At 39.7% G+C, this 14,936-nt stretch carries 13 protein-coding genes; 9 read left to right on the top strand and 4 right to left on the bottom strand.

The window, feature by feature from the left end; genetic code table 11:
- Positions 1-16: 16 nt before the first annotated feature.
- From H6G77_RS04600 to H6G77_RS04580, 5 genes are all read left to right on the top strand, one after another.
- Entirely contained in the window at positions 17-721 is a 705-nt protein-coding gene (locus tag H6G77_RS04600; RefSeq protein ID WP_190870944.1) for a Uma2 family endonuclease, read from the top strand.
- A gap of 5 nt (positions 722-726) precedes the next feature.
- Complete coding sequence (locus H6G77_RS04595) at positions 727-1,605, top strand: aspartoacylase (protein ID WP_190870943.1); 879 nt, start codon at positions 727-729, stop codon at positions 1,603-1,605.
- Between the two features lie 745 nt (positions 1,606-2,350).
- Positions 2,351-2,863: a hypothetical protein gene (locus H6G77_RS04590; RefSeq protein ID WP_190593407.1), complete on the top strand. Its 513-nt coding sequence runs from the start codon at positions 2,351-2,353 to the stop codon at positions 2,861-2,863.
- 219 nt (positions 2,864-3,082) lie between these two features.
- On the top strand, positions 3,083-3,433 hold the full coding sequence (locus tag H6G77_RS35565; protein ID WP_313954479.1) for a prolipoprotein diacylglyceryl transferase family protein: 351 nt from the start codon (positions 3,083-3,085) through the stop codon (positions 3,431-3,433).
- Positions 3,434-3,656: 223 nt separating this feature from the next.
- Entirely contained in the window at positions 3,657-5,225 is a 1,569-nt protein-coding gene (locus H6G77_RS04580) for a heme peroxidase family protein (RefSeq protein WP_190870942.1), read from the top strand.
- Between the two features lie 155 nt (positions 5,226-5,380).
- On the opposite strand, the gene H6G77_RS04575 is transcribed toward H6G77_RS04580, so the two are convergent.
- Complete coding sequence (locus tag H6G77_RS04575) at positions 5,381-5,743, bottom strand: cupin domain-containing protein (protein ID WP_190870941.1); 363 nt, start codon at positions 5,741-5,743, stop codon at positions 5,381-5,383.
- 397 nt (positions 5,744-6,140) lie between these two features.
- The gene (locus H6G77_RS04570; RefSeq protein WP_190593404.1) at positions 6,141-6,959 is read right to left on the bottom strand and encodes a type 1 glutamine amidotransferase; all 819 of its coding nucleotides are present in this window, start codon (positions 6,957-6,959) and stop codon (positions 6,141-6,143) included.
- A gap of 316 nt (positions 6,960-7,275) precedes the next feature.
- Between H6G77_RS04570 and H6G77_RS04565 the strand changes: the two genes are divergently transcribed.
- Entirely contained in the window at positions 7,276-8,055 is a 780-nt protein-coding gene (locus tag H6G77_RS04565) for a hypothetical protein (RefSeq protein ID WP_190870940.1), read from the top strand.
- 248 nt (positions 8,056-8,303) lie between these two features.
- On the opposite strand, the gene H6G77_RS04560 is transcribed toward H6G77_RS04565, so the two are convergent.
- Positions 8,304-9,641: a MurT ligase domain-containing protein gene (locus tag H6G77_RS04560; protein ID WP_190870939.1), complete on the bottom strand. Its 1,338-nt coding sequence runs from the start codon at positions 9,639-9,641 to the stop codon at positions 8,304-8,306.
- 272 nt (positions 9,642-9,913) lie between these two features.
- Here H6G77_RS04560 and H6G77_RS04555 point away from each other — a divergent pair, with 272 nt between their 5' ends.
- Positions 9,914-10,501 carry a thylakoid membrane photosystem I accumulation factor gene (locus tag H6G77_RS04555; RefSeq protein WP_190593401.1) on the top strand — a complete coding sequence of 196 codons (588 nt, stop codon included), beginning with the start codon at positions 9,914-9,916 and terminating at the stop codon, positions 10,499-10,501.
- 156 nt (positions 10,502-10,657) lie between these two features.
- Positions 10,658-11,266 carry a hypothetical protein gene (locus H6G77_RS04550; RefSeq protein ID WP_190674292.1) on the top strand — a complete coding sequence of 203 codons (609 nt, stop codon included), beginning with the start codon at positions 10,658-10,660 and terminating at the stop codon, positions 11,264-11,266.
- A gap of 130 nt (positions 11,267-11,396) precedes the next feature.
- On the opposite strand, the gene H6G77_RS04545 is transcribed toward H6G77_RS04550, so the two are convergent.
- The gene (locus H6G77_RS04545) at positions 11,397-11,588 is read right to left on the bottom strand and encodes a hypothetical protein (RefSeq protein ID WP_190593399.1); all 192 of its coding nucleotides are present in this window, start codon (positions 11,586-11,588) and stop codon (positions 11,397-11,399) included.
- 475 nt (positions 11,589-12,063) lie between these two features.
- Between H6G77_RS04545 and H6G77_RS04540 the strand changes: the two genes are divergently transcribed.
- Positions 12,064-14,592: a mannose-1-phosphate guanyltransferase gene (locus H6G77_RS04540; RefSeq protein ID WP_190593398.1), complete on the top strand. Its 2,529-nt coding sequence runs from the start codon at positions 12,064-12,066 to the stop codon at positions 14,590-14,592.
- The last annotated feature ends 344 nt before the right edge of the window (positions 14,593-14,936 follow it).

Genomic DNA, 14,936 nt, shown 5'->3' with positions numbered 1-14,936 from the left:
AGTAGGAAATACATTTATGTTTTACTACAATCCGTTAGCATGTTTACCTTCATCAGCCGAATTACCAGATTCTGACGATACACCTGTGGATAATGAATTACAAATATTAATTCCCAGCTTATTATTATCAATTTTAACCAGCATTTGGCACAGTCGTGAAGACTGGTTTTTTGGCATAAATATGGGTATTTATTATGGAGTGAGTAAACCTGCGATCGTTCCTGATGGATTTTTAAGTTTAGGCGTAGAACGTTTTATTGGCGAAAATGGACGTTTTAGTTATGTGATGTGGGAAGAAGATGGTATACCACCAATTTTTACGTTAGAAATTGTCTCACAAGCATACAATTATGAATACGAACAAAAGAAATTAGATTATGCTCAGTTGGGAGTATTATATTATGTAATTTACGCCCCAACACGCTTACGCCGGAAACGTCAACGGCTGGAAGTTTATCGCCTAGTTGATGGAGAGTATATTTTACAATCTGGTGATAAAATTTGGATGCCAGAAGTTAATTTAGGTATTGGCAGAGAACGTGGAAGTTATCAAGGCATGACGCGAGAATGGTTGTATTGGTACGATGAAAATGGTAGACGATATCCAACACCAGAAGAATTGGCAAATGTACGACAACAGCAACTAGAAGAAACCCAAAACCAACTTCAAGAACTTTTAGCTAAATTACAACAAAAAGGTATCGACCCCAACAATTTATAAAAACTATGGGAAACATCAATTCAGTAGTCATTGCTACTGGTACACATGGCAATGAATTTACAGGTATCTATCTAGGTAAAAAATTTGAACAGTTTCCGCAACTGATTCAGCGTCCAAGTTTTGATACTCGCGTTTTATTGAGTAACCCCAAAGCATTTGCAGCAGCCAGACGCTATATTGATAAAGACTTAAATCGTTGCTTTGCAACAGCAGATTTACAAAATCCCCAACTTGCTAGTTATGAAGATATTTTGGCAAAAAATATCTATTATTTACTAGCAGAAGAAAGTAAAAATCAGCAACAAGTTATTATTGATTTGCATAGTTCTACTGCAAATATGCAGTTAACTATAATTTTAGGTAGCCAACATCCATTTATATTACAATTAGCTGCCCAATTAAGTGCAATTAACCCTGATGTGAGAATTTGTTATTCTCAACCCACAAGAGATTCTAACTTTCTGTGTTCAATATCAGAATTGGGTTTTGCCATTGAAGTGGGGCCTGTAGCACAGGGAGTTTTAAATGCTGAGTTATTTCAAAAAACTGAAGCGTTAATTTATCAAGTTTTAGACTATATCGAAAGTTATAATCAAGGTTTATCTCAACCATCAAATACGAATCTAACATATTATCAATATACAGGAGTTATTGATTATCCTCGTAACGAAGCAGGAGAAATTATCGGCATGATTCACCCCGAACTCCAGTTTCGAGATTATCAACCGCTTAACCCTGGCGAACCGATATTTTTAACATTAGAAGGAAGTGCGATCGCCTATTCAGGCACATCTACAGTTTACCCCATTTTTATTAACGAAGCTGCGTATTATGAAAAAGGAATTGCGATGTGTTTAACTGAAAGAAAAACCATACAAATTTAAATCTTAACGTTTATTTATGTCTGACATTTGTATTGCACTACTTGTCTAGAACAAATGTTCTTACCTCTTTTCATAAACAGGATTTACGCAAAAATCTTTAAAAAGTCTAATTTATCGTAGACGCGAAGCGGTTTCCCGTAATCCTTCGGAGAACCCGAAAAGTAAGGTCTCTTCAAATCGCATTAGACGCGCAAGCGACTTCCCGCAGGGTATAACGCCAAAAAATCTTAGAGTCTGCGTAAGTCCTAATCAATCAATTTAGGGACTTGAAACCCCATATTCTGGCAGTTCGAGAAAGCTGTTACCTCTTACCTGTTCCCGCACTCGTTGTATATGCTCAAAAGACTGTAGTATTTTCATCATTTGTTGCAAAACATAACATTCATCAAACTATAAGACTAATATTGGATTGCTGAACAAATCAGCACACCCAGATCAGACTTCTTTCCTACTCCCTACTCCCCATTCCCTACTCCCTGCCTTTACATATATTCAACAATCAAACCGGATTCATATATAAGTATTTATTCACTGTGTTTAAAGTTACCTTTATCAAAAAAAATGTTGTTTGCAATACTTGAATTTAGATTTAACTTATTTTTATGTTGAGATATTTAGCTTACCAAATCAGCATATTCAGTTAAGATTAAGCATGTTTTACTATTTAGTTGCTGGTTCTGGACTGCTAGACTCCCTGGATTAATTTCATCTTGTTATTCAATAGCTGTTAGCCCATACTGCTCCCATGCTGACCTATCATCGCAAGCCTGTGTGCTTATCACTAATTTCCACTGACCTGCCGTTCTGGTCAGTGGTCGAAACTGCCGGAACTTTGTATCAGAAAGATACTGAACGATTTCACTTACTGTTAACTGCACCGCCTCTTATTACCTGTGAAGTAGAAACTTCTCCCAGTACAGAGGAAATTTTGCCGCACAGAAAAAACACTGCCTACGTTCCCAGTAGTCCCAGAGTTTTGTGGCTGGAAATTTCTCCATATCGGGTGATTATGACTATGCAAGGTAATGGTCAAGTAAGTTACCGCCACTTCTGGGAAAAAGGGATATACGGTGTCAGCCGTTATTGGTTGCCCACGGAATCTTTACAACCAAATAATCCGATTCGCTTACGAAATTTTACAAAAACATTGACACTTACGGGTAAACAATTCCCGGAACACTTGCGCCTAGAGTATGAATTGTGGGCAGAAAAAGTCCAAATCGGATGTTACATCCTCAATTTAGAAATCAAACACTGATAATTTCAGCTTTTTTTTTCATGCCTTTCCCAACACTGCTTGGGGGAGGCATAATTTTGTTCTCCGACTGTTCCCCTGTCTCCACAGGCAAACTTTCTTAACTGGACTGTATTAGACTATATGACACAAGCAGCGTAATTTGTGACTTTTTCGGTATATTTTTGTTTAGGCTCATGACAGATTCATCCGCATCTTTTATTTGAATCCTTAGCTTATGCGGTGGCTTTCCGTTTACTATGCGATCGCACCTATGGCATTGCCACCACTTTACCTTGGAGTGTAGATTTTGGTGATGGTATTTTGCGTCATCCCACACAATTATATGAAATATTCTTTTACATTTATTTATTATTCTTAATAAATCTTCGCTGCCTTTATCAATATCGCAGTGGTGAATTGTTTAAATTTTATTTAATTTCCTACGTAATTTTTCGGTTTTTTATTGACTTTCTCAAACCAGATTTTCATCCTTTATTTGGTTTGAGTGCAATTCAAATTGCTTGTGGATTGGCTTTCCTATATTATTTGCCCAATATTCCGCAGGTGTTTTATATTCAAGCCCACAAATAAAAGTTAATTTTTATCTTAAGAATTTTTGACTAATTTGACCAAAAAATTAAACTTTTCCAAATATTTATCCACTTTTTATAAGTGCATTCACAAAACTCAAAGTTCTACATGATTTTTTTGGCTAAAGAATTCATGTATAGTTTTCTCGTGGCTTATTACCAAGTTTACTAACACCTAATACCTTGTTTAAGAAAATATTATGAAAGTTTTGAACGGGGGAAAAATGAGAAGTTTAAAACATAAAAACTTCTCGAAAAAAAAAGTAATTTCATTGTTAGCCATTGTTGCTACTGCCATGATGATTGTTGGCGTAATGGTAGGTGTGTTGCTGAATCGAGTAGCGCAGGCAGATACAAATGATGCGGTTCTGCCCAGCAGGTTCGGTCGGATGTTTCGGAATCAGCCTTCCTTTGCGCCACCCACTGATGTTATCAGAGCCGCTCTTTTAGAAATGGGCAAAGCTGGCGGGATATTAGATGCCAAAGACAATTTAGCCGCAGGGCCTCTAGCCTTGATTGTCGATCCGGCTCTCAACGTCAACAACCCCAACAACCCCAACCATACAGCTGGTACAACATTTTTTGGCCAGTTTATGGATCACGACATTACATTTGATTTGTCATCTCGGTTGGGTAGGGTCACACCTCCAGTATCTGCCCCAAATGGTCGGACTCCAGCTTTTGACCTGGATACAGTCTACGGTGATGGGCCGTTTGCATCACCCACATTTTATGACCCAACAGACCAAATCAAACTCAGACTGGAAAATGGCGGGTTGTTTGAAGATTTGCCCCGCGACGCAAATAACCGCGCCCTCGTCGTTGACCCACGTAACGACCAGCACTTAATTCTCACGGGAATCCTGAGTGCATTTCACCTCTTTCACAACCGTGCAGTTGATTTGGTGAGATCCCAGAGTCCATCTATCAACAATGTAAACGCTTTTAACGAAGCTCGTCGTTTGACCACTTGGCATTATCAGTGGCTGATTCTGCACGAATTTCTCCCCCAAATTATTGGTCAGGATCGGGTAAATGAAATCTTAAGGAATGGTCGAAGATTTTATACCCCCTTGCCAGGTAGAGGCTTTATTCCAGTTGAATTTCAAGTAGGCTATCGTTTTGGTCACAGTATGGTGCGTCCGTCTTATCGGGCTAACTTGGCAGGTGACAATGGCCAACCCTTCTTTGCGTTTATTTTCGACCCTTCCCAAGACGGAAAAGCTGATCCTAGTGATTTGCGCGGTTTTGCTAGAGCGCCAAGGCGTTTTATTGGTTGGCAGACATTTTTTGACTTTAACGATACTCAAATCCGACGTAACAAGTTAATCGATACGAAAATCTCTAGCGCATTGTTTAACTTACCACTCCAGGCGATCGTAGAAGGTACACCACCTACTTCACTCTTACAGCGCAACTTGCTGCGACACGTAACTTGGCAGTTACCATCCGGTCAAACCCTAGCTCGCGCAATTGGTGTATCTGTCCTTAGTAAGAATGACCTAGCAGAACTGCGAAGCATCTATCCTACCTTCGATACCTCTACACCACTCTGGTACTACATCCTTAAAGAAGCTGAACTTATGGAAAGAGGCCTACGTCTAGGCCCTCTGGGTAGTCGCATTATTGGTGAAGTGATTATTGGCTTGCTTCAAGTAGATCCAAAATCTTATTTGAACGTTAATCCTTCTTGGGTGCCAACTTTACCTACTAGAACAGGTAGACCAGAAGACTTTCGGATGGTTGATTTTCTGACTTTTGCTCGTGTAGACCCGGCTAGTCGTGGACAGTAGAGTGAGTGTGAGTACTTAATATTCAACCAAGTACACTCCATCAACTAAAAATAAAGAGGGATAATTCAATCCCTCTTTTCTTTGTATTTAAAAGAACTGACAAGATTTTGAAACCTGTTAGATTTACAAAACTCAGCACTCTTGATTAAGGCTGTTTACGATTTGATGGTCACAGGTTCATATCCAGCCTCATAAGGTGTCACCACAGAAATAAATATCAAGGGTTCATCGCCGTGATTAAACACACCGTGAACACATTGGACTGGTGCTACAACCACATCTCCAACGGTAATTATTTTGCGAGAACCGTCTATATCTAAATAATATTCACCACTACCGGATAATATTGTCCAGGTATCCTGACCAGTAGGATGAATGTGCGCTCCAATTTCTTGTCCGGGTTTGACATACCAAGCAACCACAACTGCATCTGGTGATTCCGTCACAACTGAACGAATTGGTTCACCATCTGTAGGTTGAAAAAAATCAGTACTCTTGAAAATTCTCTCTATACTCATTTTTTGATTAATCTATAAGTTGAACAATATGCAGCAGCATTCAGAATGGACTTTCTACTAGTCTTGAGAAATAACTTAAAAATCTGCTGTATAAAATAGACTGACTGATAACAAGATTTATAATACGATTAAACAGGTTTTCTGAGAGAGGTATATTGGTAAATATTCTATAAGTTATCAGGTAAATAAATATTATTTTATATTGATAAATGTGGCGCAAATCATTGATTTTAAATTAGGTTTAATTTATCCTTAATTTTGTCTTTTTAAGGATTTTATTTAGTCATATTTTTAATTGATTTGATTACTGGCAATCTCTGATTGTAATGACATATCAAACCCAAAAATAAAGAGTCAGAATATCAGTTCTGACTCTGGAATGCTAAATTATTCTGACTTAAACTTTGCTAGTAGCTACAGTTGCTACGCTGACTTTTAAGCGTTTAAGCATGGCTTCTCGCGCTTGTATGGCGAGGTCATCATCTAAGGGTTTGAGTGTGATGGGTTGTTGATACTTCAGCCGCAACGCTGTTTGAATTAACCAGTCAGCGACAAAGGGATTTTTTGGTAACAAGGGGCCGTGGGAATAAGTGGCGATCGCATTCTGATAAAATGCACCTTCTGTACCATCTTCGCCATTATTGCCTAAACCGTACACCACACGTCCCAAGGCTTCTACCTTACCTAACTTGGTGCGTCCGCCATGATTTTCAAACCCGACAAGATAAGGTTTACTACCAATCATCTCTTCTAACTCTTTGGCGAGGCGGGAGGCTGTAACTTCAATTACTAAGTTACCAATGCAACGTTTGGTATTTTCCCCAGGATGAATAGATACTAAATCGAGGATTCCTAACCCTTCTATTCGTTGTCCAAATCCTGGTTCATAATAATGTCCTAGGAGTTGGGGTGAACCGCAAGTAAAAACCCCTGGTGTACCATTGGCAATTTTTTCGCGCATTGCGTCAGCTTTCACCCCTTGCAAATCACGCATCACAATTTCTTGCTGACGGTCTTGTGCGCCTCCACCCACAATTACATCGACAGATTTAATATCTTCGGCGGTGGAATTTTGGTCTAGAGGTAAGACTTTTACGCTGTATCCCCGCCATTGAGCGCGACGTTCTATTGTAATTACATTACCGCGATCGCCATAAGTACTCATTAAAGTAGGATACAACCAACCAATTGTTAATTCTAATTGTTCAGAAGTCATAATTCTTTACTCATAACTGATAATTTATAACTTTTTTCTTTCTCTGATTGCAGAATCCGTAAAAGACTTTTTACGCTGTTACCTGTCACCTGTTCCCTGTCCCCTGCTATATTTTTGCATGGACTTATAGCAATTTTCATCAGATTTCAGTATTTTAGGTCACAGTTTTGTAATTGTCAGACAGCCATAATCTCCACAGGTAACTGTAAATTTACTCAATCTTGGGTAAACAGTTACACTGTTTTTGTGCAAATTTCCCAAAAAGTTAACTTTGTTTAACTAAGCGACAAATTTTTAATATCTCAATGGAGATTATATGCAAGCAATTGAAGCTCCGAATTTGACGGTAATTGCGTATGAAAACGCAGTTCCTGTGTCTCAACTACCTGCTGTGTGGCAAGATATTGCTAACGGAATAGCAGATGTAGGCATCTCTGATCCACAAAGTTATGTTGAAATGGCACAGTTATTTCAATATAAGTTAGAACAAGGTGATGTTGACTTATTTAACGAACGTCCAGAATTAGAATATCTTAAATCATCATTCTCCCAACTATTTGGCAAGTTAGCTTGGGAAACCCTAGAATTTTACGGTTATGACTTTATAAAAACTAGCTATCCTGATTTTGCGACACTGCTTCAAGATTTAGAATCAAAGGGCGAAGAGTTTGCCAATGAATTAAAAGTAGCGCGGATAGGAATAGAACTTTTTCAAGAATTTGGCTATGAACTACCAGCAAGTTTTTATCATGTGCATCTAGCACCAATTTACCGCGATCATGTATTTGAAGAACGCGCCCTAAGATTTGATAAGCGAGATATCAAACATAAGCGTTCTTGGGATGCAATATTGCACGCAGGTAAGGTTTTTGCGATGCAAATGAAGGTGCAGAGTATCGCTTCTAAATATGGCTTTACTTATCAACATGGTTGTGGTTGCAATTCTCACCTATCTTCGATTGATACATCTCATGGGGTATTTGAGTATGAATTCACTCCCGAAAAACGTCAACGGTGGTTGAGAAGTTTTATCTGGACTGCTTGGTATGAGTATGCTTTCTTTCCTATTGTCCCGAATACCAGTTATTTAGTTTAGAAAGTGAGAAAGATTTGAAAAAGGAATTCAGAAGTCAGAATTCAGGAGTCAGAAGTAATACCAATTTAAGAAAAGAATGCGACAGATAGAAATCAGGAAAGTCTGACTGGAGCTAGATTTCTTAATTTCTAATTGGTATAATGTGATATTTCATCACTCATTCATCCACCAGTGAAGTACTCAGGTAAATTCTGAATTCTGACTCCTGAATTCTATTTTGATAAAAAAGCTTCTCAATTCCCTATTTCCTAAAGAATTTTTCTGCCGGTGAGAACTTCGCGCACTTCTAACATGGCAGAATAAGTAGGAAGAATGTGTAAGGTTTCGTTGTCTGCTGTATGCTTGAGGGCAGTTGCGATCGCTTGCTTCAAATCTTCCTCGACAATTAAGCTTAAGTTACTCTCAAGAGACTTTTCGCTATAACGCAGACGTAAAGCCATATCATAAACGCGATCGCCACTCACCACAATAGTTCCGCCACGTTCGACTAATTTTTCTGTATCCACATCCCAAATCCAGGATACATCAGTACCATCGGGGGTGCGATCGTTTAACACCATCAATGTAGTTTTATCAGTACTTTGATTCACCACCCGAATCGTTTCGTTTGTCCCCACAGGATTTTTAGATAATAAAATTCTCACCTTTTTCCCATCAATAATTAAATCTTCCGCCCTACCGAATGCAGCTTGGAAATTATTAATAGTATCTCTAATTGTGGTTTCATCAACACCCAATTCAATAGCCGCAGTCACCGCCGCTAAAGTATTGTATTTGTTATACAAACCAACCAAAATTTGTCCCCACTCGCTACTTTCCAGGGTTGGTTTACTCTTACTAAAACCACAACTGGGACAAGTAAAATCGCCCAAGTGAGACAAGTACACACCTTGATAATCTAAAGAATGTCCGCAATTAGGGCAATAAATAGAATCTACCGCGTGTTGAATTGATTCGAGGTATTGTTCTGGTTCATTCAAGCCAAAGAATAACACACGTTGCGGTAACTGCTGACCGAGGTGCGATAAAGTCGGGTCATCCGCATTGGGAATTACGACTGTTTCTTTGGGAAGTGTGGAAATTACCTTTGTCCAGCGTTTACTGATGGTATCTACTTCGCCGTACCTGTCGAGTTGGTCACGGAACAAGTTTAAACACAGAATAATACGTGGCTGGAGTGGTGTTAATACCTTGGGGACGATATTTTCATCTACTTCCAAAATGGCGTAGTCAGCAGCCAGCGTCCCCACCAAGTTGGTGTTTTCGAGTAAAGCTGTCATCAAGCCATTTTCTAAGTTTGCACCTGTAGAATTATGGGTGATGTGGTAGCCTTTACGTTCCAAAATAGTTTTTAACAGCAGCGACGTAGTTGTTTTACCATTCGTCCCCGCAATGATAATTACGCCATTTTTTACCTGCTGACTCAATAATTGCAACAGTCGAGGTTCTATTCGCCGTGCAATTGACCCTGGTAATACACTAGCAGCACCTAAGCGCAGCGATCGCACCGCAAATGTTACAGTTTTCGCCACCAATACCGCCAAACCAAGGCGCAGTCTATCTATCAGTTTAATTTTCTTGCCCACTTCTTTACCTGAATCTGCTTGTGTTTGCTAATTAATCTAGTTGCAAATTTAATCCTGTGAGTTTAGCGAATCCTGGCTCAAAAAGCCAGCACTTAGAAAGTCTGAAGTCTAAAGTATGAAGTGTGAAAAAGAAATTTCAAAATTCAGACTTCATACTTCATCCGTAAGACGTTATCTTAAAAAATAGTGCGCGGGTGTAATTACTTATCCAGCCCAGGTTGCCGAATTCAGCACAAACTTACGACAAATCGTAGCTTGCAAGGTTCCTTTTGATGAATATTACAAAGTTGTTTTTTTTACAAAAACGTATGGCTGACTGGCGACGCTTGATATCGAAATGCCTGTTATTGCTTGTGTGTTTACTGATGTTCAGTATTCAACCGGCTTATGCTGGTATTAATGATGATAACTATGATGGCAATATGTTTGTCGTTTATGCTGGCAATGGTTCCTTAGTTCCACCCAGACAGACACTCGCACAGACTTTAACAGAACATAAACCTGCATTTTTAGCATTTTATGTAGATGACAGTAGCGATTGCAAAAAATATGCCATTGTAATTTCTCGCGTCCAAGAGTTTTACGGACGAGTAGCAGAGATCATCCCGATTGATGTTGATACAATTCCAGTAAAAGAAAAATATGATCCCACGGAACCAGGATATTACTATTCTGGGGGTGTGCCTCAAGTTGTAGTGTTTAATCAATCAGGGCAAGTATTGTTAAACAAAAAAGGTCAAGTACCCTTTGAGGAAATAGATGATAAATTCCGCGAAGTGTTTGATTTATTACCCCGTGCTGAATCTGTACAATTAAAGCGCCGTTCTTTTAATGAATTTAGCAGTGAGTTAGCCAAATAACTGCCAGGGTAGACTCAGATGGTCTACCCTAATTTTTAGTACTGTGGGCTACTGCATCACCAATCAAGCAAAGGATAATGTTTAAATAACCGATTTTCACAAAAGCGCAAATTCATAGTCTCAAGTTCAAAACTATTGACCCTTGACTAATAACTGATGTCAAAAGTTTACACTACCGAAGAGCTAATCCAAATTTTGGCAGCCGAACGCCAAGCTTGTCTAAAAGGAGAGCGTCTGAAGTTAGAGGTAACAGTCTCTGGCAATCCTGTAATAGACCAGTTTATCAGAACCGAGGGGTTCCAAAAGTTTACTGCCTATCAAGATTTTAAAGCAGCTATTCACGATTATCAAAGAGAAAATCATGTTTCCGGTATTGTCTGGCGCGAAATGACAGTCAAAGGCAAAACTTTGCGCTATCCAGAAGTAGATACCGAATTAGTCGGGTTGACTAGTGATATCGCTATATTACAATCTGCCAAAGATGCGATATTGAATTTTTGGTATGAAGTAACCAGCGATATGGATTTATATTTAAGTTTTAATAACAGTAAGCAATATCAACAAATTACTACAGATGATGTCCAAAGAATTGCTCACAGAACTGAATGGGCAAGTTTATGGAAGTGGGAAAATCCTAACTTTTTAGAGATGATTTTACAGTTAGGATGGGGTAATCCCGAAGAAGCCAGATATAAACGCGGTAGACCACATTCTGGTAGTGAATATATTCATGCAGTCAACCCAGGTAATTTACCTATTGGTTAAGTACAAGACCCCCGACTTCTTAAAGAAGTCGGGGGTCTAAAACTCTGGAATTTCAAGAAACTACTCACTAAACTATTTTAAGATGTAGGCGATCGCCACAAGTCGATACTGGTAAATTTAAAATTAACACCTACCCTTTCAAGGCTTTTCTAAAATTGCGGCGATAGGATTGATTAGCGATAAATAAAACAGGCCATAACAAAGATAAAGCAATCCGATTGAGTAAGGATGGTTGAAAGTTAGTCCTGGTAAATCCATTCCAAAACTTCCAACCTAAACCGACATAACCTACTAGCAAAAGTAATACGATTAATTTGCTCATGTTCAGGAACTCCATTCACTACTGACTAAATTTAAGTTAAGAATTGTCAAAATATCTCAGCAATTCTTAATTTATACTAACAAGCTAGAACTTAGCCGTAATTTTCCGACCAGTTGAGGATGCGATCGCATATTCTCTGATTCCAGTGTAAATTAACATCCAGCATTGTTGCTATTTAACCATGAAGCTAAATTATAAAAATAAAAAGAATATACTATTCTAGATTTTTATGTTCTTTTTTCTACTTTCTTGCTACCTCAACAGTATGGGAAACTGGCATAATAAATGAACTCGATTTTTAGAAATATTTCTTCATTTTTCTAGACAGGCTACTGTGTTGAGTAAATATGCTTAACACTGACTAGATGTCTCTTGTGGAAGTTCCTGAACTCAGAACATCTATAAGACACTAAAGATAAAACCGACATATTTTCATAGCATTACAAGCAGCTAAGGCTGCAAATCAGGAGGATTTATGCGTGCAGTACTGATGGCAGGCGGTTCGGGGACAAGGCTTCGTCCTTTAACTTGCGATTTACCTAAACCAATGGTGCCGATTCTCAATCGTCCCATTGCTGAACATATTATCAATTTGCTCAAAAGACATCAAATCACCGAAGTCATTGCTACATTACATTATTTACCCGATGTTTTGCGTGATTACTTTCAAGATGGTAGTGATTTTGGCGTACAAATGACCTACGCGGTAGAAGAAGATCAGCCTTTGGGAACGGCGGGTTGTGTGAAAAATATTGCCGAACTACTAGATGAAACTTTTTTAGTAATTAGTGGCGATAGCATTACAGATTTTGATTTAACAGCAGCAATTGAATTTCATAAACAAAAACAATCAAAAGCGACTTTGATTTTAACTAGAGTTCCTAACCCCATTGAATTTGGCGTAGTAATTACTGACGAAGCAGGCAAAATTAAACGATTTTTAGAAAAACCATCTACAAGCGAAATTTTTTCCGATACAGTCAACACTGGAACATACATTCTTGAACCTGAAGTTTTAGATTATTTACCAGCTAATACCGAAACTGACTTTTCTAAGGATTTATTTCCGTTACTTTTAGCCAAAAATGAGCCGATGTACGGCTATATTGCCCAAGGTTACTGGTGTGATGTTGGTCATTTAGATGCTTATCGGGAAGCACAATATGATGCTTTAGATAGAAAGGTAAAACTTGAATTTGCTTATGAAGAAATTTCCCCCGGTGTCTGGGTAGGAGAGAATACTTTTATTGATGCAACAGCCCATATTCAAACTCCCGCCATAATTGGCGATAATTGCCGCATTGGGGCAAGAGTTCAAATTGAAGCGGGAACAGTTATTGGTGATAATGTGACCGTTGGGGCTGATGCTAACCTCAAGCGTCCAATTGTGTGGAATGGGGCGTTTGTGGGGGAAGAAGCCCAATTAAGTGCCTGTGTCATTTCCCGTGGTAGCCGCGTAGACCGCCGCGCCCATGTATTAGAAGCTGCCGTGGTGGGTTCGTTATCTACGGTGGGGGAAGAAGCACAAATTAGTACTAGTGTGCGTGTTTGGCCGAGTAAAAAAATTGAGTCTGGTGCAATTTTAAACATCAACTTAATTTGGGGAAATACTGCCCAAAGAAACTTGTTTGGTCAACGTGGCGTACAAGGTTTGGCAAATATCGACATTACCCCAGAATTTGCGGTGCGCTTAGGTTCGGCTTATGGTTCGATTTTAAAACCCGGTTCTAAAGTTACAGTATCAAGAGACCAACGGAACATTTCTCGGATGGTGACGCGATCGCTGATTGCCGGTTTAATGTCTGTAGGCGTTGATATTCAAAACCTTGATGCTACTGCTATCCCCATCGCCCGGACTGTGATTCCGATGATGTCAGTAGCTGGCGGTATCCATGTCAGAGTCCATCCCGATCGCCCCGACTACATCCTGATAGAATTTATGGATGACAAAGGGATTAACATTTCCAAAGCCCAAGAAAAGAAAATTGAAGGGGCATATTTTAAAGAAGATATGCGTCGGGCGTTGATTCATGAAGTTGGTGATGTGGCTTATCCCAGCCAAGTTATTGACAGTTACTGCACAGCCTTTGAAAAATTACTCCACGTTTCTACCCTCACCAACAGTCGCGCCAAAATCGTCATTGACTATGTTTATGCTGTCTCTGGGGCTGTTTTACCCCAAATGCTGGATAAATTCGGCGCGGATGCAGTGGTACTCAACGCCAGTTTAAATAAACACGCTGTCACCACGGCTGACCGCGAAGCCTTATTAACCCAGTTAGGTCATGTGGTGGAAGCCTTGAAAGCTAACTTTGGCGTGCAAGTCTCGGCCAATGGCGAACAGCTAATTTTAGTTGATGAATCAGGCTTTCCCATTCGTGGGGAAATGTTAACCGCCTTAATGGTGGACATGATATTGACATCTAACCCCAGAGGTACGGTAGTTGTGCCAGTTCACGCCTCTAGTGCGGTGGAACAAGTCGCCCGTCGCCATGATGGGAGAGTGATTCGGACAAAGGCTAACCCAACCGCCTTAATGGAAGCTTGTCAAAAAAATTCTAATGTAGTGTTGGGCGGTAGTGGCGACACTGGTTTCATTTTCCCCCAACTGCATCCGGGGTTTGATTCCATGTTCTGCATTGCCAAGATCATTGAAATGTTAACAATTCAAGAGCGATCGCTGGCTACTGCACGTTCCGAATTACCCCGCGTCATTCATAGAACTCAGACAATTCGCTGTCCTTGGACTGCTAAAGGTGCATTAATGCGCTACTTAGTAGAAACTCACCCAGCCCAAAACCTCGAACTCATCGATGGCGTGAAAATTGGTCAACCATTCGATGATAATTGGCTGTTAGTTTTACCCGATGCCAGCGAGCCATTAGTACATTTGTTTGCCAATAGTAGCGATCGCGATTGGGTAGACGACACCATTCGCAACTACCGCCACCGCGTCCAAACTTTTGTGGAAAGACAACAAGAATATCACCCAGCCGAAGTTTAACTTTGCTGGACAGGTGTGTAAGGGTGTAAAGAAGTTGAAAATCTATAGCGGTTCTCGGTTGGATGAGGTACATTTCAACCCCACCCCCAACCCCTCCCCGCAAGCGGGGAGGGGAGCGTTTGCGTCAGCAAATGCGGGGTGGGGTTCCAACTGTATTACAAGCAAGTAAGAACTGCTATATATCCTTACACCTTCCGCCTCCAGTAACTAAAGACCTGTAACCTGTAACCTACTACATTTCATACTTTAGACTTTATACTTCAGACTTTTTCCCATTTTTGAGGAAGATGTCAGCATCAAGGGTAATCATCTAGGTTGGGACAGTCAGGTAATTTAAGAACTAC

Origin of the sequence: Aulosira sp. FACHB-615 (assembly GCF_014698045.1) — a bacterium.
Lineage (GTDB): Bacteria > Cyanobacteriota > Cyanobacteriia > Cyanobacteriales > Nostocaceae > Nostoc_B.
The sequence above is the reverse complement of the archived record's forward strand: the minus strand, read 5'-3'. Positions and strand labels throughout refer to the sequence as shown.

Excerpts from the sequence above, each read along its gene's own strand:
- H6G77_RS04600 (WP_190870944.1), top strand. The coding sequence starts at position 17 with ATGTTTTACTACAATCCGTTAGCATGTTTACCTTCATCAGCCGAATTA.
- H6G77_RS04595 (WP_190870943.1), top strand. The coding sequence starts at position 727 with ATGGGAAACATCAATTCAGTAGTCATTGCTACTGGTACACATGGCAAT.
- H6G77_RS04590 (WP_190593407.1), top strand. The coding sequence starts at position 2,351 with ATGCTGACCTATCATCGCAAGCCTGTGTGCTTATCACTAATTTCCACT.
- H6G77_RS04580 (WP_190870942.1), top strand. The coding sequence starts at position 3,657 with ATGAGAAGTTTAAAACATAAAAACTTCTCGAAAAAAAAAGTAATTTCA.
- H6G77_RS04575 (WP_190870941.1), bottom strand. The coding sequence starts at position 5,743 with ATGAGTATAGAGAGAATTTTCAAGAGTACTGATTTTTTTCAACCTACA.
- H6G77_RS04570 (WP_190593404.1), bottom strand. The coding sequence starts at position 6,959 with ATGACTTCTGAACAATTAGAATTAACAATTGGTTGGTTGTATCCTACT.
- H6G77_RS04565 (WP_190870940.1), top strand. The coding sequence starts at position 7,276 with ATGCAAGCAATTGAAGCTCCGAATTTGACGGTAATTGCGTATGAAAAC.
- H6G77_RS04555 (WP_190593401.1), top strand. The coding sequence starts at position 9,914 with ATGAATATTACAAAGTTGTTTTTTTTACAAAAACGTATGGCTGACTGG.
- H6G77_RS04550 (WP_190674292.1), top strand. The coding sequence starts at position 10,658 with ATGTCAAAAGTTTACACTACCGAAGAGCTAATCCAAATTTTGGCAGCC.
- H6G77_RS04545 (WP_190593399.1), bottom strand. The coding sequence starts at position 11,588 with ATGAGCAAATTAATCGTATTACTTTTGCTAGTAGGTTATGTCGGTTTA.
- H6G77_RS04540 (WP_190593398.1), top strand. The coding sequence starts at position 12,064 with ATGCGTGCAGTACTGATGGCAGGCGGTTCGGGGACAAGGCTTCGTCCT.